Source organism: Streptomyces sp. NPDC005774, from assembly GCF_042871645.1.
Classification (GTDB): domain Bacteria; phylum Actinomycetota; class Actinomycetes; order Streptomycetales; family Streptomycetaceae; genus Streptomyces; species Streptomyces pratens.
On the sequence record NZ_JBIAIV010000001.1, the window covers coordinates 124,002 to 141,634 of the forward strand.

Annotated in this window: 18 protein-coding genes and 1 tRNA gene; 15 read left to right on the plus strand and 4 right to left on the minus strand. The window is 71.1% G+C overall.

The genetic code is table 11. From position 1 onward, the window contains the following. The first annotated feature begins 67 nt into the window (after positions 1–67). The 12 genes from ACFYQA_RS00590 to ACFYQA_RS00645 all read left to right on the plus strand — a co-directional run bounded on the left by ACFYQA_RS00590 (position 68) and on the right by ACFYQA_RS00645 (position 12,167). Positions 68–487 carry an NADH-quinone oxidoreductase subunit A gene (locus ACFYQA_RS00590; protein WP_332432954.1) on the plus strand — a complete coding sequence of 140 codons (420 nt, stop codon included), beginning with the start codon at positions 68–70 and terminating at the stop codon, positions 485–487. Continuing rightward, positions 478–1,212, plus strand: a complete 735-nt coding sequence (locus ACFYQA_RS00595; protein ID WP_388909555.1) for an NADH-quinone oxidoreductase subunit B — start codon at positions 478–480, stop codon at positions 1,210–1,212. Before ACFYQA_RS00590 ends, ACFYQA_RS00595 begins: the two co-directional genes overlap by 10 nt. Further along, the gene (locus ACFYQA_RS00600) at positions 1,209–2,723 is read left to right on the plus strand and encodes an NADH-quinone oxidoreductase subunit C (protein WP_388909558.1); all 1,515 of its coding nucleotides are present in this window, start codon (positions 1,209–1,211) and stop codon (positions 2,721–2,723) included. The genes ACFYQA_RS00595 and ACFYQA_RS00600 overlap by 4 nt, the downstream gene beginning before the upstream one ends. Further along, complete coding sequence (locus tag ACFYQA_RS00605) at positions 2,720–3,688, plus strand: NADH-quinone oxidoreductase subunit H (protein WP_388909561.1); 969 nt, start codon at positions 2,720–2,722, stop codon at positions 3,686–3,688. The genes ACFYQA_RS00600 and ACFYQA_RS00605 overlap by 4 nt, the downstream gene beginning before the upstream one ends. 2 nt (positions 3,689–3,690) lie before the next feature. Further along, on the plus strand, positions 3,691–4,275 hold the full coding sequence (locus ACFYQA_RS00610) for a NuoI/complex I 23 kDa subunit family protein (RefSeq protein WP_388909564.1): 585 nt from the start codon (positions 3,691–3,693) through the stop codon (positions 4,273–4,275). Beyond that, positions 4,272–5,015, plus strand: coding sequence for an NADH-quinone oxidoreductase subunit J (locus ACFYQA_RS00615; protein WP_388909567.1), 744 nt, complete (start codon positions 4,272–4,274; stop codon positions 5,013–5,015). The genes ACFYQA_RS00610 and ACFYQA_RS00615 overlap by 4 nt, the downstream gene beginning before the upstream one ends. After that, positions 5,015–5,452 (plus strand): NADH-quinone oxidoreductase subunit NuoK, encoded by a 438-nt coding sequence (nuoK, locus tag ACFYQA_RS00620; RefSeq protein WP_388909569.1) that lies wholly within the window; start codon positions 5,015–5,017, stop codon positions 5,450–5,452. Before ACFYQA_RS00615 ends, nuoK begins: the two co-directional genes overlap by 1 nt. Continuing rightward, positions 5,449–7,443, plus strand: coding sequence for an NADH-quinone oxidoreductase subunit L (locus ACFYQA_RS00625; protein ID WP_388909572.1), 1,995 nt, complete (start codon positions 5,449–5,451; stop codon positions 7,441–7,443). The genes nuoK and ACFYQA_RS00625 overlap by 4 nt, the downstream gene beginning before the upstream one ends. 6 nt (positions 7,444–7,449) lie before the next feature. After that, positions 7,450–9,078 carry a NuoM family protein gene (locus tag ACFYQA_RS00630; RefSeq protein WP_388909575.1) on the plus strand — a complete coding sequence of 543 codons (1,629 nt, stop codon included), beginning with the start codon at positions 7,450–7,452 and terminating at the stop codon, positions 9,076–9,078. Then, complete coding sequence (locus tag ACFYQA_RS00635) at positions 9,075–10,574, plus strand: NADH-quinone oxidoreductase subunit N (protein ID WP_388909578.1); 1,500 nt, start codon at positions 9,075–9,077, stop codon at positions 10,572–10,574. The genes ACFYQA_RS00630 and ACFYQA_RS00635 overlap by 4 nt, the downstream gene beginning before the upstream one ends. A gap of 340 nt (positions 10,575–10,914) precedes the next feature. Further along, positions 10,915–11,778, plus strand: a complete 864-nt coding sequence (gene htpX / locus ACFYQA_RS00640; protein WP_388909581.1) for a zinc metalloprotease HtpX — start codon at positions 10,915–10,917, stop codon at positions 11,776–11,778. Further along, positions 11,775–12,167 carry a YccF domain-containing protein gene (locus ACFYQA_RS00645; RefSeq protein ID WP_388909584.1) on the plus strand — a complete coding sequence of 131 codons (393 nt, stop codon included), beginning with the start codon at positions 11,775–11,777 and terminating at the stop codon, positions 12,165–12,167. Before htpX ends, ACFYQA_RS00645 begins: the two co-directional genes overlap by 4 nt. A gap of 271 nt (positions 12,168–12,438) precedes the next feature. Here the strand turns inward: ACFYQA_RS00645 and ACFYQA_RS00650 are convergent, their stop codons facing one another. Further along, positions 12,439–13,689: an APC family permease gene (locus tag ACFYQA_RS00650; protein WP_388909586.1), complete on the minus strand. Its 1,251-nt coding sequence runs from the start codon at positions 13,687–13,689 to the stop codon at positions 12,439–12,441. 142 nt (positions 13,690–13,831) lie between these two features. On the opposite strand from ACFYQA_RS00650, the gene ACFYQA_RS00655 reads away from it, so the two are divergent. Next, a complete protein-coding gene (locus ACFYQA_RS00655) occupies positions 13,832–14,098 on the plus strand; it encodes a GlsB/YeaQ/YmgE family stress response membrane protein (RefSeq protein WP_388909589.1) in 267 nt (88 codons plus the stop codon). 125 nt (positions 14,099–14,223) lie between these two features. Here ACFYQA_RS00655 and ACFYQA_RS00660 read toward each other — a convergent pair whose 3' ends face one another. After that, positions 14,224–14,712 (minus strand): YajQ family cyclic di-GMP-binding protein, encoded by a 489-nt coding sequence (locus tag ACFYQA_RS00660; protein WP_055595887.1) that lies wholly within the window; start codon positions 14,710–14,712, stop codon positions 14,224–14,226. 241 nt (positions 14,713–14,953) lie between these two features. On the opposite strand from ACFYQA_RS00660, the gene ACFYQA_RS00665 reads away from it, so the two are divergent. Together ACFYQA_RS00665 and ACFYQA_RS00670 are read left to right on the plus strand one after the other, a co-directional pair. Next, positions 14,954–15,035: transfer RNA gene (locus ACFYQA_RS00665), tRNA-Tyr, on the plus strand. A 101-nt stretch (positions 15,036–15,136) separates the two neighbouring features. Further along, positions 15,137–15,349 (plus strand): hypothetical protein, encoded by a 213-nt coding sequence (locus ACFYQA_RS00670; RefSeq protein ID WP_388909591.1) that lies wholly within the window; start codon positions 15,137–15,139, stop codon positions 15,347–15,349. 45 nt (positions 15,350–15,394) lie between these two features. On the opposite strand, the gene ACFYQA_RS00675 is transcribed toward ACFYQA_RS00670, so the two are convergent. Next, complete coding sequence (locus tag ACFYQA_RS00675) at positions 15,395–16,051, minus strand: NAD(P)H-binding protein (protein WP_388909593.1); 657 nt, start codon at positions 16,049–16,051, stop codon at positions 15,395–15,397. 138 nt (positions 16,052–16,189) lie between these two features. Then, complete coding sequence (locus ACFYQA_RS00680; RefSeq protein WP_388909595.1) at positions 16,190–17,494, minus strand: amidohydrolase family protein; 1,305 nt, start codon at positions 17,492–17,494, stop codon at positions 16,190–16,192. Positions 17,495–17,633 lie beyond the last annotated feature (139 nt).

Here is a 17,633-nt window from a genome sequence, read left to right on the forward strand (position 1 = left end):
CGTCGATCCGACCGACTTCGACCCGACCGGCGTCGATCCGACAGGCTTCGGCGCGGCCGGCTTCGGCATGACCGGCGGAGATCCGGCTGCCGCGATTGCTTCGCACCAGGTCGCGGCGGCAGACTACTTCCAGGCGTACTCGGTCGTCGGACTGCTCGCCGTCGTCGGCGTGCTGTTCGTCGCGTTCGCCTTCGGCGCGGGACGCCTGTTGCGGCCGGTGGTGCCCACGCCCGAGAAGCTCATGACGTACGAGTGCGGAGTCGACCCCGTCGGCGAGGGCTGGGCCCACACCCAGGTCCGCTACTACGTCTACGCCTTCCTCTACGTGATCTTCGCTGTCGACTCGATCTTCCTCTTCCCCTGGGCGACTGTCTTCGCCGCCGACGGCTACGGCGCGACCACGCTCGTGGAGATGTTCATCTTCCTCGGCTTCCTCGCCGTCGGCCTGCTGTACGCATATAAGAAGGGCGTCCTGACATGGACGTGACCCCCACCGACTCACCAAGCGCCGCCACCCCGTCGGGCGCGGGCGTAGGCACGGGTTCGGCCCCGGGCCCGGATTCCGGACCGGTGCTGCTGCCCGAACCCGTCGTGCTCCCCGCCGAAGGCAGCGGAAAGCTCGGCGCGCTCGCCCGGCTCGCCCCCGAGCCGATGAAGGTGATCCTCAACTGGGGCCGCCGCTACTCCCTCTGGGTCTTCAACTTCGGCCTCGCCTGCTGCGCGATCGAGTTCATCGCCGCGTCGATGGCCCGCCACGACTTCATCCGTCTCGGTGTCATCCCCTTCGCACCGGGACCGCGCCAGGCCGACCTGATGATCGTCTCCGGAACGGTCACGGACAAGATGGCACCCGCGGTGAAGCGTCTGTACGAGCAGATGCCCGAGCCGAAGTACGTCATCTCCTTCGGCGCGTGCAGCAACTGCGGCGGACCGTACTGGGACTCCTACTCCGTCACCAAGGGCGTCGACCAGATCATCCCGGTCGACGTTTACGTTCCCGGCTGCCCGCCGCGGCCCGAGGCACTGCTCCAGGGGATTCTGAAACTTCAGGAGAAGATCGCACGGGAGTCGCTGGGGGAGCGGTACGGGTCCGGTGGGCGAGGTGCTTCGGCGACGGCACTGCAGAGTGGGCTGGTGAAGCCGCCGGCGCCAGGGGAGTCCGGTGCGGTGCAGTCCGGTGCGGTGAAGCCCGGCCGGGGGGAGGACCGATGACCGCGGCCGGCTGGCTCCCCGCCGACGCCGAGGAACTGTTCGGTACGGAGGCCACGGCGGAGGAGTCGTACGACGTCCTCACCGTCGACGTCCCGCCCGCCTCCTGGCTCCTGGCCCTGGAGACCGCGCGAGACCGGCTCGGCTGCACGTACTTCGACTGGTTGAGCGCGGTCGACGAGCCCGGCACGGGCTTCCATGTCACCGCCCACGTCGTGGCCCTCGCCCCGGTACGGCGCCTGCTCCTGCGTACGACCGTCCCGCACGAGGCCCCGGCGCTGCCCTCCGCGGTGGGCGTCTACGCGGGGGCCGCCTGGCACGAGCGCGAGACGTACGAAATGTTCGGCGTCGACTTCACCGGCCACCCCGCACTCGACCACCTGCTCCTGCCGGACACCTTCGAGGGCCACCCCCTGCGCAAGGACTTCGTCCTCGCCGCCCGCGTCGCCAAGGCCTGGCCCGGCGCCAAGGAACCCGGCGAGTCCGAACACGGCGGCCCCAAGCGCCGCCAGATGCTTCCCCCGGGGGTTCCCGACCCCAATGAGTGGGGCCCCCTGAAGGGACGGCTTCCCCCGGCCCCGTCCCGTCCGGCCCGGGGCGCGGGCAGGACGGCCACCGGCACGGGCACCGGCCCCGGGCCCGCCGCAGGACGAGCACCCGGCGACCGTCCACCGCGCCGGACCCGTACGGCGGCGGAGGGCTCCGCGAGTCAGTCGGTCCCCGCGGGGACCGACGACGAGGGCCGTCCCGCACCGCCGCCGCGCCGGAACCGTACGGCGGCCGAGGGCTCCGCGAGCCGGCAGGCCGCGCCCGCCCTCGAGCCCCCGGCCGCCGACGCCGCGGCACAGCCCGGGACGCCCCCGTCGGCCGCGCCCCGGACGCGCCGTGCCCGGAGCGCGAGCGAGGGCTCGGCATCCCAGCGCGAGCAGTCGACGGCAGCCGCGTCCGGGACGTCCGAGGAGGCGGAGAAGGCCGCGGAAGACACTGTCGGCTCTGCTGCCGGTCCCGGCCCCGGTCCCGGCCCCGGTCCCGGCACCGACGCACCCGAAGCGCCGGCCGTCGGACGCCGCACCCGAAGCGAATCCGAAGGCTCCGCGAGCCAACGACCCCAGGCGTCACCGTCGAAGCCCACTGATGAACGGAGTCCCCGCCGGGCACGCAGCGCGTCGGAAGGCTCCGCAAGTCGTCCGGCCACGCCGCCGGACACGACCGGGACGCCGGGTACGGCCACGCCGCCGGACACGACCGGGACGTCAAAAGAGACGGAGAAGCCGGACCGGACCGGAGCATCGAGCACCAAGCCCTCCACCGCACCGCGCAGCCCGGACGCCCCCTGGCACAACGCCCGCCCGGCCCATGCCGAGCCCGAGTCCGACGCGGCAGGTGAACTCGAACCCGAGGCCGAAGCGCAGACCGAACCCGAGTCCACCCCGGCCCCTGACCCGGGCCCCGACCCGGAGCCGGGTTCCTCGGGCCCCGCGGACCCAGGCACCCCCTCAGGAGGCCCGCGGTGAACGACGTACTCGACGTCGCCCTGCGACTCCTGATCGTCTTCGTCGTCTTCCTCACCTTCCCTCTGATCGTCGGCCAGACCGAGCACAAGGTGATGGCGCACATGCAGGGCCGCCTGGGCCCGATGTACGCGGGCGGCTTCCACGGCTGGGCCCAGCTCGTCGCCGACGGCGTGAAGTTCGCGCAGAAGGAGGACGTGGTCCCGGCCGGTGCCGACCGCCGTATCTTCCAACTCGCCCCCGTCGTGGCCCTCCTGCCGTATCTCCTCGTCCTGCTCGCCATCCCGGTCGGACCGGGCGAGGGCGCCGTCGGGCAGGCGCTGGACGCGGGCGTGTTCTTCGTGCTCGCGGTGATGGGCGTCGGCGTCCTCGGCTCGCTCATGGCCGGGTGGGCCTCCGCCAACAAGTACTCCCTCCTCGGCGGCCTGCGCACCGCCGCCCAGCTCCTCGCCTACGAACTGCCGATGCTGCTCACTGCCGCCTCGGTGGCGATGGCGGCCGGCACCGTCTCGCTCGTCGGCATCCTCGACGCGTTCGAGTGGTGGTGGCTGCCCTGGCAGATCGTCGGCGCGATCGTCTTCTTCGTCGCCGGCCTCGCCGAACTCCAGCGGCCGCCCTTCGACATGCCCGTCGCCGACTCGGAGATCATCTTCGGTGCGTACACCGAGTACACCGGCCTGAGGTTCGCGTTCTTCCTCCTCGCCGAGTACGCCGGGATCGTCGTCCTGTGCGGCCTGACCACCGTCCTCTTCCTGGGCGGCTGGCACGGCCCATGGGGCGCCGACGGCCTCGGCTGGGTCTGGACCCTGCTGAAGACCGCGGTCCTCGCCTTCGTCATCATCTGGCTCCGCGTCAGCTACCCCCGCCTGCGCGAGGACCAGCTGCAGAAACTGTCCTGGACCTTCCTCGTTCCCCTCGCCCTCGCCCAGATCGCCCTCACCGGCGTCGTCAAGGTGGTGATCTCCTAGCCATGTCCCCTCTTCCTGGCTTCCCCGGCTCCGGCCTGGCCAAGGGTCTGGCCGTCACCCTGCGGACGATGACGAAGAAGTCCGTCACCGCCCAGTACCCGGACACCCAGCCCGACCTCGCGCCCCGCACCCGAGGGGTGATCGGTCTGTTCGAGGAGAACTGCACGGTCTGCATGCTGTGCGCCCGCGAGTGCCCGGACTGGTGCATCTACATCGACTCCCACAAGGAGACCGTCCCGGCGACGGCGCCAGGCGGCCGTGACCGCAGCCGCAACGTCCTCGACCGGTTCGCCATCGACTTCTCCCTGTGCATGTACTGCGGTATCTGCATCGAGGTCTGTCCTTTCGACGCCCTGTTCTGGTCACCCGAGTTCGAGTACGCCGAGACCGACATCCGCGAACTCACCCACGAACGCGACAAACTCCGCGAGTGGATGTGGACGGTTCCGGCACCGCCGGCCCTCGACCCCGCCGCCGAGGAACCGAAGGAACTCGCCGCCGCCCGCAAGACAGCCGACAAGCTGGCCGCCACCCAGGCCGCTGCCCAGCCCGACCCGAAGGCAGACCCGAAGGGGGAGGATTCGTGACCCTCGCCGCAGTCGCCGGCACGGTCGCGCACGCCACGACCACCACCGTCACCACCACCGCCGAGGCGCAGGGCTTCCTCTCCCCGACCGGTGTGGAGGTCGCCTTCCTCCTCGTCGGCCTGGTCACCTTCGGTGCCGCCGTCGTCACCGTCACCACCAGACAGTTGGTGCACGCCGCCCTGTGGCTGGTGGTGGCCCTCGGTGGAATCGCCGTTGAATACCTCCTGCTCACCGCCGAGTTCATCGCCTGGGTGCAGGTCCTGATCTACGTGGGTTCGGTCGTAGTCCTGCTCCTGTTCGGCCTGATGCTCACCAGAGCGCCCGTCGGCCGTTCCCCGGATGCCGACTCCGGCAACCGCTGGATCGCCCTCGCCGTGGCCGTCGCCGCGGCCGTGGCCCTGATCTGGGTCGTCGTCGACGCCTTCCGCACGACCTGGATCGACCTGGACGGCCCGCCCGCCGGCTCCACCGACGTGACCGGTGCCAGCCTCTTCCAGCACTGGGTTCTCCCCTTCGAGGCCCTCTCGGTCCTTCTCCTGGCCGCCCTCGTCGGCGCGATCGTCCTCTCCCGCAGGGCGAACACGGCCGCCGCGGCCCGGGAAGCCGGGGCCCGGGAGACGGCCGCCGGAGCCACCGACGGATCGCCCCCGGGGCCGGCTCCGGAACCAGCCCCGGAACCACCCCCTGGCCCGGCCCGCGCGTCGACCGCCCGCCGCCGCGACGCGGAAGGGAACCGCTGATGCACCTCGCCTATCCCGTCGTGCTGTCCGCCCTCCTCTTCTGCACCGGCCTGTACGGAGTCCTCGCCCGCCGCAACGCGATCCTGGTCCTGATGTCGGTCGAGCTGATGCTCAACGCCGTCAACCTGAACCTGGTCGCCTTCGACGTCTGGCTCAGCAGGACCGCCGAGGAGACCCTGCACTCCGGTCAGGCCCTCGCCCTGTTCACCATCGCCATCGCCGCCGCCGAGATCGGCATCGGTCTGGCGATCGTCCTCGCCGTCCACCGCAACCGCGGCACCGCGGACATCGACAAGCTCCGCGACACAGCCGAGGGCCACGACCCCGAAGACCCCGACGGCACGGGCAACCCCGGCGGGCCGGGCGGCCCCGTATCCGACAGCGACGACGTCCTCACCACCCGGGCGGCCGTCACGAAGGCCGAGGCCACCGCGTGACCACGACCACCCTCGCCGTCCTCGTCCCCCTCCTTCCGTTCCTCGGCGCGGTCGCCGGACTGCTCCTGGGCCGAACGGCCCCGGGGTTCGTCCGCCCGCTCGCCGTCCTGCCCACGCTCACCGCTCTCGCACTGGCCGTCGTGGTCGCCGTGCGCCAAGGCGGCGGCCGGGCCGTCGACGCCGCCACCGAGCTCACCCCCACCGGTTCCGTCCCCGTCGAACTCGCCCTGCACATCGACGGCTTCGCCGCCCTCACCGCCGTGGTCGTAGGCGTCGTCGCCACCTGCGTGCAGATCTATTCGACGGGCTACCTCCGCGACGACCCGCGCTACCCCTCCTACGCGGCCCTCGTGTCCCTGTTCACCTCCGCGATGTTCCTCGTCGTCTACTCCGGCGACCTGATGGTGCTGCTGGTCGGCTGGGAAGTCATGGGCATCTGCTCCTACTTCCTCGTCGGCCACTACTGGGAGACCCCCGAGGCCCGCGCCGCCTCCCTCAAGGCCTTCCTGGTCACCAAGCTCGGCGACGTCCCCTTCCTCATCGGCCTGTTCGCCCTCGCCGGCGAGACAGGTTCCTTCCGGATCACACACATCCTCGACGCCGTCGCGCACGGCGGCATCGAGCACCCCACCCTGATCGCCCTGCTCCTCCTGGCGGGCGTGGCGGGCAAGTCGGCGCAGTTCCCGCTGCACACCTGGCTTCCCGACGCGATGGCGGGCCCGACCCCCGTCTCCGCGCTGATCCACGCCGCGACGATGGTCGCCGCCGGTGTCTACTTCGTCGCCCGTCTCCTCCCGCTCTTCGCGGCCTCCCGGGCCGCGATGACCGTCCTCGCCGTCATGGCCGCCGTCACCATGGCCGGCTCGGCGCTCGCGGCGCTCGCACAGGACGACATCAAACGCGTCCTCGCCTACTCGACGATCGGCCAGCTCGGCTACATGACCGGCGCCCTCGCCGTCGGCGAACGCGGAGCCGCCGTCTTCCACCTCCTGTCCCACGGCGCCTTCAAAGCGCTGCTGTTCCTCGCCGCCGGCGTGATCATCCACGCCGCCGGCACCAACTCGCTGGCCGCCATGTCCCGTATGAGCCACCTGCGCGACCGCGTCCCCGACGCCTACTGGACGATGACCGTGGCGCTCCTCGCGCTGGCCGCGATCCCGCCGTTCAGCGGCTTCTTCTCCAAGGAGGCCGTCCTCGGAGCCGCCGAACACGTCGTCACCGGCCACACGGAGCAGGCCCCCGCCGCGGCGGGCTGGATCGTCCTCCTCGCCGGCCTGGTCACCGCCCTGCTCACCGCCGCATACGCGACACGGCTGTGGCTGCTGACCTTCCGCGGACACGGCACCGAGGCCCCCGACCACGCCAGACAGCCCCTCACCATGACCGTCGTGCTGTGGGTGCTCGCGATCCCCTCCCTCGCACTGGGCGGCCTCGCCTTCCGCGTGCTCCCCGGCTGGTTCGACGGCCACGACCTCACACCGACCCTCACCACCTCGGTGCTCGGCACCGGCGTGGCCCTGGTCGGCGGCATCGTCACCTACTCCACCTGGCGGCACACCACCGCCCACGCCGCCCGCCTCGCCCTCGGTGCCGTCGCCGCCCACCCGGAACGTGGCGCCGGACAGGTCGAGGCGGAGGCGATCGCCAGTCACGAGCCCGTCTACGGAGACATCGCCTCCGCACCCGACCCGTCGGATCCCGGGCGGCTGCTGCTCGGCCCCCTGCACCGCCACGCGGCCGTCGGCTTCCACCTCGACGCCGTGTACACAGCCCTCTTCGTCCGGCCCGTCCAGGCCGCGGCCGGACTCGTCCGGTTCCTCGACCGCGAGGTCGTCGACACATACGTGCGCGGCGCGGGAACGCTGCCCCGGTGGCTGGGCACCGCCGTACGACGTGCCCAGACCGGCAATCTGCAGACCTATGTGAGCGCGCTGCTCGCCGGCACCGTCGTCCTCGCGGTCGCCGTCGTCCTCGCCGCCACGGGAGCGTGACCAGACGTGATCGATATCAGCGAGTCCGTGATGCAGTTCCTTCTGGCGTTCCTCGTCGTCGGCCCGCTCCTGGGTGCCGTCGCCGCTCTCCTCCCGGCCCCGCCGGGACTCAAGGGAAAGTCACCCGACCAGGCCGTGCTCCGGCACGGCGTGACCGTCACCGGCGCCGTCCTCATCGCGGCGATCGTCCTCGCGCTCGGCTTCGACCACGACCAACCGTCGACGATGCAGGCCACGACCGACATCAGTTGGATCCCCGCACTCGACGTGCGGATCCACCTCGGCACCGACGGCATCTCCCTCCCCCTTCTGGTCCTGACCGCACTGCTGACCTTCCTCAGCGCGCTCCACACATACTTCAAACCGCCCGCGGGCCCGTCCCCGAAGGCCTTCGTCGCCCTGCTGCTCGTCCTCGAGTCCGGCACCCTCGCGGCCTTCGCCGTCCTCGACCTGATCCTGTTCTTCCTCGCCTTCGAGATGGTCCTGATCCCGATGTACTTCCTCATCGCCGGCTGGGGCGGCGAGGGCCGGGCCGAGGCCGCCTGGAAGTTCGTCCTCTACACGTTGCTCGGCTCCGTGGTCATGCTGCTCGGCCTGCTCCTGATCGGAATCGAGGCGGGCACATTCGACATGGTGGCACTCGCCACTGACAACGGCCGGTCACTGACCGTATCCGTGCAGATCATCGCCGTACTGGCGATCGGGATCGGGCTCGCGGTCAAGACCCCGATGTGGCCGCTGCACAGTTGGCTGCCCGACGCCCACACCGCCGCCCCGACCGTCGGCTCCGTCCTGCTGGCCGGCGTCCTGCTGAAGATGGGCACGTACGGGTTCGTGCGGATCCTGCTCCCCGCCGCACCGGACGGCTTCCGCACGTTCGCGCCCTACCTCGCCGCCTTCGCCGTCGTCGGCATCATCTACGGATCCCTCGCCTGCCTCGCCCTCGCGAAGGAGGGCGCCAAGGGCGACCTCAAACGCCTCATCGCCTACTCCTCCGTCGGCCACATGGGCTTCGTCCTCCTCGGCATCGCCACCATGACCCCGACCGGCGTCAACGGCGCCCTCTTCGCCAACATCGCCCACGGCCTCATCACCGGCCTGCTCTTCTTCCTCGTCGGCGCCCTCAAGGACCGCACCGGCACCGTCGACCTCGACACCCTCTCCCGCCTGTCATCCGACCTCCGCTCCTCGACGAGCGGCTCCGCCGCACCGGGTCGGCTTCCGGCCGGCGCCGCCCTCTACGGCAGGGCGCCGCGCCTCGGCGGACTGCTCGCCTTCGCCGCCGTCGCCTCCCTCGGCCTGCCCGGCCTCGCCGGGTTCTGGGGAGAGATGCTCGCCCTCTTCGGCGCGTTCGACCCCGCCGCCGGACTCAGCCGTCCCGCCTTCCTCGTCTTCATGTCGATCGGCGCCTTCGGCACCCTGCTGACCGCGGCGTACCTGCTCGTCGTGGTCCGTAGGGTCTGCATGGGCGCGCTGCCGGAACAGGCCCCCGCGCTCCCCGACGTCCGCGGCTACGAGTTCGCGGCCTGGACCCCGCTCGTCGTCCTCACCGTCGTCGCCGGACTGTGGCCCGGGGCCCTGATCGGACTGACCGATCCGGCCGTGCAGCAGCTCCTCACAGGAGGCACCCGATGAGCTCCCTCGTCCAGTCCGTCGACTGGCTTGCCATCGCGCCGCCCGTCATCGCGGCCGTCGTCGGACTCGCCGTCCTCGTCGCCGACCTGTTCGTCGGCGAGGCCAGGAAACCGCTCCTCGGGTGGTTCGCGGTGACCGGACTCGCCGCCGCCACGCTCATGCTGCTGCCTCTCCTCGGCGCCGACCGCAGCACGTTCTGCCTGGTCGACGACCTCGGAGTGTGCAGCTACACCGCCGACCGGTTCACCCTCGTCATCCAGTTCCTGGTGCTCGGCGGCGCGCTCCTGACCGCCCTCCTGTCGGTCACCGCCCTCAAGGACGCCGACAAACGGCTTCCCGAGGGCGAGTACTGGTTCCTGTTCCTGTCCTCCGTCGCGGGCGCCGCCCTCCTGCCCGCCTCCCGCGACCTCGCGACCCTCGTCGTCGCCCTGGAGGTCGCCTCCCTGCCTGCCTTCGCCCTGGTCGGCCTCAGACACGGCGACCGGAAGTCGTCCGAAGCGGCACTGAAGTTCTTCCTGTCCTCGGTCACCGCCACCGCGGTCAGCCTCCTCGGCATCAGTTTCGTCTACGCCGCCACCGGGACCCTCCACCTCACCCTGGTGGCCGAACGCGTCCAGACCGTCGACGGACAGCTCCACACCCTCGCCCAGACCGGAGTCGTCCTCACCCTCGTCGGCTTCGCCTTCAAGACGGCCGCCGTCCCCTTCCACTTCTGGGTGCCCGACACCTACGTGGGCGCTCCCCTGCCGATCGCCGCCTACCTGTCGGTCATCGGCAAGGCGGTCGGCTTCACCGGCCTGATCCTCGTCACCGTCGTCGCCCTCCCGTCGTACGCCGAGGTCTGGGGCCCGGCCCTCGCCGCGCTCGCCGCCCTCACCATGACCGTCGGCAACGTCGGCGCCCTCGGGCAGCAGGCCACGCGCGCGTACAGCGCGGTACGCCTCCTGGCCTGGTCATCCGTCGGCCAGGCCGGCTACCTCCTGGTGCCGATCGCCGCCGCCGCGTACTCCGGCGACGCCGAGAAGTCGATCGGCTCCACCCTCGCCTACGCCCTCATGTACGGCGCGGTGAACCTCGGTGCCTTCGCCGTCGCCGCCCTGGTAGGCCGTACGAAGGTCCTCAACCGGGTCTCCGACTACCGTGGCCTGTACGCCTCCAGCCCGCTCACCGCCCTGCTCCTGGCCTTCTTCCTGCTGTGCCTCGCCGGACTCCCGCCCGGCATCATCGGCCTCTTCGCCAAGGTCACCGTCTTCTCCGCGGCCGTCGACGCCGGACTCGGCTGGCTCGCCGTCGTCATGGCCGTCAACGTCGTCATCGCGCTGGTCTACTACCTCCGCTGGACGGCCCTGCTGTTCCGTGCCCCCGACGGCGAACCGGCCGTGCACCGCGTCCCGGTCCCGCTCACCGCCGCGATCGTCCTCACCGGAGTCCTCGGCATCGCCCTGTCCGGCGCACCCCAACTGATCCTGCGCTTCACCGGCACCGGGCTCTTCTGACCCGACCTCCGGGGCCACGATCACCTCCTGGGTCACGCCGACCCTCGGCGCCCCGAGGTCCCGAGGCCTTCCAGGTCTCCTCCGGCGCCCTGCCCGCATCCACCGGCCCGGCGCTTTTCGGCCACCGGACGGGCGCGGCCCGCGCGGTGGCCGAGGAAGGCCGTCACCCGGACGGTTTACACGCGCCACCACGTGCTTCGGGGAACCTGTGCCGCTCGTCTGGCGTTGACGAATACGGGAGGGTCCACTGGACGTGAGGCCGAAGCACCCGGGGCCATCGCAGGTCAGAAGGAAGATCGGCAGACGAGGGTCCCCTGCCGCACGATTTGGAGGGCGTACCGTGCACCGCCGGCACAACGGGCTCAGGACCGCGGTCCTCCTCGGGGGACTGTCCGCACTCATCATCGTCATCGGCAGCTTCTTCGGCCGTACGGGCCTCGTTGTCGCTGTCGTGATCGCGCTGGGCACCAACGCGTACGCGTACTGGAACAGCGACAAGCTCGCCCTGCGCGCGATGCGGGCCCGCCCCGTGAGCGAGTTCGAGGCCCCCGGCCTGTACCGCATGGTCCGCGAGCTCTCCACCCAGGCCCGCCAGCCCATGCCCCGCCTGTACATCTCCCCGACCGAGGCGCCCAACGCCTTCGCCACCGGCCGCAACCCGCGCAACGCCGCCGTGTGCTGCACCGAAGGCATCCTGCGCCTGCTCGACGAGCGCGAACTGCGCGGCGTCATCGGCCATGAGCTCAGCCATGTCTACAACCGGGACATCCTGATCTCCTCGGTCGCCGGCGCCCTCGCCTCCGTGATCATGTTCCTGGTCAACTTCGCCTGGCTGATCCCGGTCGGCCGTTCCAACGACGACGACGGTCCCGGCATCCTCGGCATGTTGCTGATCATGATCCTGGGGCCGCTCGCCGCTTCCCTCATCAAGCTGGCCGTCAGCCGCTCCCGCGAGTACGAGGCCGATGCCTCCGGCGCCCAGCTGACCGGCGATCCGCTCGCCCTGGCAAGCGCCCTGCGTAAGCTGGAAACAGGCACCAAGCAGCTTCCCCTGCCCTCCGAGCCCCGCATCGAGACCGCGAGCCACATGATGATCGCGAACCCGTTTCGTCAGGGGCAGGGATTCACGAGAATGTTCTCGACCCACCCGCCGATGGCGGAACGCATCGCCCGACTCGAGAAGATGGCAGGTCGCACGCAGTGAAGACCATCCTGAATGTCATATGGCTCGTGCTGAGCGGCTTCTGGCTGTTCCTCGCCTACCTGCTCGCCGGCGTCCTGTTGTGCATCACGATCATCGGTATTCCTTTTGGCATTGCCGCCTTCCGGATCGGTGTCTATGCCCTGTGGCCGTTCGGGTACACGGCGGTCGAGCGCAGGGACGCGGGCGCCGCCTCCTGCGTCGGCAACGTGCTGTGGCTGGTCCTCGCGGGCTGGTGGCTGGCCATCGGCCACATCGTCACCGGTCTCGCCCTGTGCGTGACGATCATCGGCATCCCGCTCGGCATCGCCAACTTCAAGTTGATTCCTGTTTCGTTGCTCCCGATGGGCCGCGAGATCGTACGCACCGACCAGCCGTTCGCGTCCCGCTAGTCCCGCTGGTCCCGCTGGATCGACAGGGTCTTCCACAGCCCGCGAGCGTGCCGACGAGGGTTTTCCACAGGGTTCCGCGACTGTCAGTGGCGGCGTGCATCATGAATCCATGACCGATTGTGAGCAGCCGCTGACACTTGGTGGTGCCCGGATTCCAGGTGGGCCGGAAGGCCGCGCCCCATCCGGAACGCCACCTGTTCCTGCCCCGCCAGGGGGTTGCCCCACGGCAGGGCCGCCCCGTCGTGCCCCCGCCCGTCCGGACCCGGGCGGTCTACCGCCCGGCGGCCCTCCACCGCCGCACCGCGTAGGCGGCCGTACCCACCGCCAGCACTCCCGCGCCGAGGGCCACGGACATCCCCGGCAGCGAGAACGCCAGGACCAGACACCCGGCAAGCCCGGCCGCCGGCAGTACCCGCGCCGCCGGCCCCGGCCGAAGCGTCCAGGCCGACGCGTTGGCCACCGCGTAGTACACCAGCACCCCGAAGGAGGAGAACCCGATCGCGCCCCTTACGTCCACCGTGGCGGCCAGGACGGCGACCACCACTCCCACGGCCGCCTCCGCCCGGTGCGGCACCTGGAAGCGGGGGTGGACGGCGGACAGGGAACCCGGCAGATGCCGGTCCCGGGCCATGGCCAGCACCGTCCGCGAGACACCCAGGATCAGGGCGAGCAACGACCCCAGCGCGGCCGCGGCCGCACCCATCCGTACCGCCGGCGTCAGTTCCGGAACCCCGGCCGACCGCACCGCGTCGGCCAGCGGCGCGCCCGAGTCACCCAGCTCCTGGGCCCCCAGAACCGAAAGGACGGCGACCGCGACAGCCACGTACACGACCAGTGCGATGCCCAGAGCCAGCGGGATCGCGCGCCGGACGGTGCGCGCCGGATCCCGCACCTCCTCGCCGAGGGTCGCGATCCGCGCGTACCCGGCGAAGGCGAAGAACAGCAGACCGGCGGCCTGGAGCACACCGCCCGCGCCGCTCGGCGCCGCGAAGGAGAGTCGCCCGGCATCGGCTTGCCCCGAGGCCAGGCACACGACCACCACGGAAGCGAGGACAGCAAGGACAACGGCCACGATCACCCGCGTCAGCCACGTGGACTTCCGCACACCGCCGTAGTTCACCGCGGTCAGCGCCACGACAGCGGCGACCGCCACGGCGTGGGCCTGCCCCGGCCAGAGGTACGCGCCGACGGTGAGTGCCATCGCCGCGCAGGAGGCAGTCTTCCCGACCACGAACGCCCAGCCCGCGAGGTACCCCCAGAACTCCCCGAGCCGCTCCCGCCCGTAGACATAGGTGCCGCCCGATTCGGGGTACAGCGCGGCCAGGCGTGCCGACGATGTGGCGTTGCAGTAGGCGACCACGGCGGCAGCCGCGAGCCCGAGGAGCAGCCCGGAGCCGGCCGCCTGCGCCGCGGGTGCCAGAGCGGCGAAGACCCCGGCTCCCACCATGGAGCCGAGACCGATGACGACTGCGTCCCCCACGCCGAGCGTGCGACGCAGTCCGGGACCGGAACGGGCTGTCATGAGGCCGCACCCTACTGATCGCGGGAACCGTCACACATGCCCACGCCGTCCTCCGTCCCAACACGACATGAACGGAACACCGGGCGCGGGTTTCACAGGCCGTGCCGGGTGAGAGCACGGCACGAGAGGGCAGGGGCAGGGCATGACGATCATCAGCTGGATCATTCTGGGGCTACTGGCCGGAGCGATCGCGAAGTTCCTGCTGCCGGGCCGCGACCCGGGCGGCTTCATCGGGACGACCCTCATCGGCGTCGCCGGAGCGTTCATCGGCGGCTGGGTCTCGGCCCGTTGGCTGGACCACCCGATCACCAAGGACTTCTACGACGGTGCCACCTGGGCCGCCGCAATAGGGGGCTCCCTGGTCCTCCTGATCGCTTACCGACTTCTCTTCGGAAACTCACGCAACTGACGCCACCGGCATCCCGGGAAACAGCCGCCGGCCGAGCAGGGAGGGTGTCCGGAGACACCCACCCTCCCGCGTACACGCATGCACGCGACGCCCAGGGCGCACGCGGCTTCGTTCTCCGCCCGGACCTAGCGGTAGTTCACGAACTGCAGGTCGAAGTCGAAGTCCTGGCCCTTGAGCAGGGAGATGACGGCCTGAAGGTCGTCACGGCTCTTGGAGGAGACCCGGAGTTCCTCGCCCTGCACCTGAGCCTTCACACCCTTGGGGCCCTCGTCCCGGATGAGCTTCGCCACCTTCTTCGCGTTCTCCTGGGAGATGCCCTCCTGGATCGACGCGAAGATCTTGTACTCCTTGCCGGAGAGCTGCGGCTCACCGGCGTCCAGGGACTTCAGCGAGATACCCCGCTTGATCAGCTTGGACTGGAAGACGTCGAGGACAGCCTTCACCCGGTCCTCGGAGTTCGCCTCCAGAAGAATCTTTTCCCCGGACCACGAGATCGAGGCACCCACGCCCTTGAAGTCGTAGCGCTGTGAAATCTCCTTGGCGGTCTGGTTGAGGGCGTTGTCGACCTCCTGCCGCTCGACCTTCGAGACGATGTCGAAACTGGAGTCGGCCATGTCCTGTGGCTCCTTGTATCGGGTTGCGTATAGGGCTGAGAGCCGGATGCGCACCGGCTACCGGTGTATGTGGGCGGCCGTCGAGCCCGGCATCGGTCCCGGGCCGCATCCGCACAAGCCTAGCCACCCCGGAGTCCCCGGGTGGCGATCAATCGGGTGGCGAACCACCCCTCCCCATCAGGTATCGTTTACGTCGTTGCCACGGAGCGCCACCGCAAGGTGGTTCGAGGGCAGCGACCTTGGCGGTGTGCCCGAGCGGCCAAAGGGAGCAGACTGTAAATCTGCCGGCTCAGCCTTCCCAGGTTCGAATCCTGGCGCCGCCACAGGGGAAGACCCCCTCCGGACTGCGAGACGCAGTCCGGAGGGGGTCTTCGCGTTTGTTGTGGGGTATGTGCGGGGCGGGTCGCTCGGGGAGACTGGCGGGATGTCGTCGCGTCGTAGGAGTTGTCCCGAGTGTCGTCGTGAGATCGCCGTCGTGGCCGGGCGGTACGCGCGTCACGATCCGCCCGGTGTCAGGGGGAGCGGGGAGCTCACCTCGTGCCCGGGGTCCCGCCGGTATGCCCGGGCCGGCGCCGAACAGCCGTCGCTGGATGGGTACGTCGTACCGGATTTCCCGGGGCAGATGCCGCTGTTCTAGCTGTTCTCGGGAAGCTTCCGTATCCTCCCGAGTCCCTCTCGCGGCTCACTCGCCCGCCACCGCCTTCACCGCCACCGGGATCGGCACGGGGCCGCTGATCAGTTCCAGGGTCAGGCCGGCCGTCGAGGAGCCCTCCACCAGCTCGGCCAGGACGGCGGCCACATCGTCGCGGGGGATCGGGCCGCGGCCGGTGTGGGCTTCCAGGCGGACCAGGCCGGTGCCGGCGTCGTCGGTGAGCATGCCGGGTCGCAGGATCGTCCATTCGAGGCTGCCCAGGCCGCGGACGTACGCGTCGGCCTCGCCCTTGGCGCGCTGGTACACGTCGAAGATCTCGTCCCCCTGATGGGTCGGGTCCGCGCCCATCGACGAAACGACCACGAACCGCCGTACGCCCGCGCGGACCGCGGCGTCGGCGAAGAGGACCGCCGCGGCCTTGTCCACCGTCTCCTTGCGTGCCGCGCCGCTCCCCGGGCCGGCGCCTGCGGCGAACACCGCGGCGTCCGCGCCCCGGAGTTGCTCCGCGACGTCCGCCACCGACGCCGACTCCAGGTCGAGTACGACCGGCTCGGCACCCAATTGCTGCAGGGCGTCGGCCTGTTCGGGCTTGCGGATGATGCCCGCCACTTCGTCCCCGCGCGCGGCGAGCAACTGCTCCAGCCGCAGCGCGATCTGACCATGACCACCAGCGATGACAATGCGCATGCCTTCGACCGTACGCCGCGACGATCGCATCCGCCGCACGGCACGGCCCGGAAGGAGAGGAACGAAAGGAGCAGGAGCAGGAGCAGCAGCAGGAACAGGGGGGAACAACAGGAAGCGAGGAAGGGGCCGGCGGAAGGGCTATGTGATTCCTGCCCGGCCCTGCCGGGGCAGGTCCGTTGCCGGGTCTATTGCCGGGTCTGCTGCCGGGTCCGTGGGCGTCGTCGACGAACCGCAGTACTCCCGTACCGCGCTCGTCCGTGCGACCACGCGTCCCCGGTGCACCACGATCCGGCTGTACGCCAGGGACAGTGCAGCCGGCAGCCGGTCGCCGCGGACCGCGAGCAGTTCGGCGGGGAAACCCGCCTCCACCCGCACCTCGGGCAGTCCGAGGGCAGCGCGAGCCGACGTGCTCACCGCCTCGTAGGCGTCCTCGGGGGACAGCCCGTGGCGGGAGGCCAGCAGGTACGCCGCCTCCAACGGGTCGCCACGGCCGACCGGGTTCGACACGTCCCGCAGGGAGCCGCTCCCGGCCGCCACCCGTACGCCCGCCGCGCGCAGCAGCCGTACCGGAGCCGTGCCCGTGCCCCGGCGGTCGAGGCCTCCGCAGCCGCCCTGGGGCAGGCACACCACGGTCACCCCGGCCGCCGCCAGTTGGTCCGCGGTACGCGCGGCCGTCTCGGTGGGCAGCCGGCCGAGGCCGCCGCACGGGCTGAGCGTCACACCCGGCCGCAGCCCGCCCGCCATCGCGGCGAGCCGGGCCACGCGGGCGGGGTCGGCGGTGTCCGTGTGCAGGTCGACGGGGCAGCCGTGCTCGGCGGCGACCTCCAGGACCGCTTCCACGTACCCCGTGGGGTCGGGGTCGACGTCCGGACAGCCGCCCACCACCGACGCGCCCATCTTCATCGCGTCCCGCAGCATCGCGATCCCGTCGGCCCCGGCCACCCCGGTCAGTACGCGCGGCATCGCCACCGTCGTCAGCTCGGTCAGCCCGCGCAGCGAACGCCCCGCCTGCAGTACGGCGGTGAGCGCGCCGAGTCCGGTCATGTCGTCCACGCGCACGTGCGCCCGGAGTGCCGTCGTCCCGTGCCCGAGCTGGAGCAGTGCGGCCTCCGTTGCCCGGCTCCGGACGTCGTGGGTGTCGTACGAGACGGGGCCGTCGGACGCCGCGGACAGGGCGGTGTCGGAGTGGGCGTGCGGCTCGACGGGGGCCGGGAGGAGCAGATGGCCGGCCAGGTCGACCCGGGTGCCGCCCGTACGGGTGCCGTCCACGGTCAGGCTGCCGGCCGTGCCGACAGCCTCGATGCGCCCGCCGCCCAGCCGTACGTCCACGGTCCGGCCGTCGGTGAGCCGCGCGCCGCACAGCAGGAGCGGCGCCGGGTCGGACGGGTCCGGGGACGGTACGGGTGACGAGGGGGGTGGCGGCTGCGGCCGGTTGTCGGGCATCGCGCTCCTGAGGCTCGGACTGCGCACGGTCGTCGCAGGATCACACAGAGGGAAGATCACGCAGAGTGAGTCGAGCCTAGGGCGGAGGCCCGTTCCTCGCCGGGAGGAGCGTAAGAGTCAGCAATAGTCGTACTGGCGT

What these genes read in the sequence shown, in the direction of transcription:
- ACFYQA_RS00680 (WP_388909595.1), bottom strand. Translation starts at nt 17,494, where the DNA reads ATGCCCGACAACCGGCCGCAGCCGCCACCCCCCTCGTCACCCGTACCG.
- ACFYQA_RS00675 (WP_388909593.1), bottom strand. Translation starts at nt 16,051, where the DNA reads ATGCGCATTGTCATCGCTGGTGGTCATGGTCAGATCGCGCTGCGGCTG.
- ACFYQA_RS00610 (WP_388909564.1), top strand. Translation starts at nt 3,691, where the DNA reads ATGTCCCCTCTTCCTGGCTTCCCCGGCTCCGGCCTGGCCAAGGGTCTG.
- nuoK (WP_388909569.1), top strand. Translation starts at nt 5,015, where the DNA reads ATGCACCTCGCCTATCCCGTCGTGCTGTCCGCCCTCCTCTTCTGCACC.
- ACFYQA_RS00660 (WP_055595887.1), bottom strand. Translation starts at nt 14,712, where the DNA reads ATGGCCGACTCCAGTTTCGACATCGTCTCGAAGGTCGAGCGGCAGGAG.
- ACFYQA_RS00590 (WP_332432954.1), top strand. Translation starts at nt 68, where the DNA reads ATGACCGGCGGAGATCCGGCTGCCGCGATTGCTTCGCACCAGGTCGCG.
- ACFYQA_RS00650 (WP_388909586.1), bottom strand. Translation starts at nt 13,689, where the DNA reads ATGACAGCCCGTTCCGGTCCCGGACTGCGTCGCACGCTCGGCGTGGGG.
- ACFYQA_RS00670 (WP_388909591.1), top strand. Translation starts at nt 15,137, where the DNA reads ATGTCGTCGCGTCGTAGGAGTTGTCCCGAGTGTCGTCGTGAGATCGCC.
- ACFYQA_RS00600 (WP_388909558.1), top strand. Translation starts at nt 1,209, where the DNA reads ATGACCGCGGCCGGCTGGCTCCCCGCCGACGCCGAGGAACTGTTCGGT.
- ACFYQA_RS00635 (WP_388909578.1), top strand. Translation starts at nt 9,075, where the DNA reads ATGAGCTCCCTCGTCCAGTCCGTCGACTGGCTTGCCATCGCGCCGCCC.
- ACFYQA_RS00655 (WP_388909589.1), top strand. Translation starts at nt 13,832, where the DNA reads ATGACGATCATCAGCTGGATCATTCTGGGGCTACTGGCCGGAGCGATC.
- ACFYQA_RS00595 (WP_388909555.1), top strand. Translation starts at nt 478, where the DNA reads ATGGACGTGACCCCCACCGACTCACCAAGCGCCGCCACCCCGTCGGGC.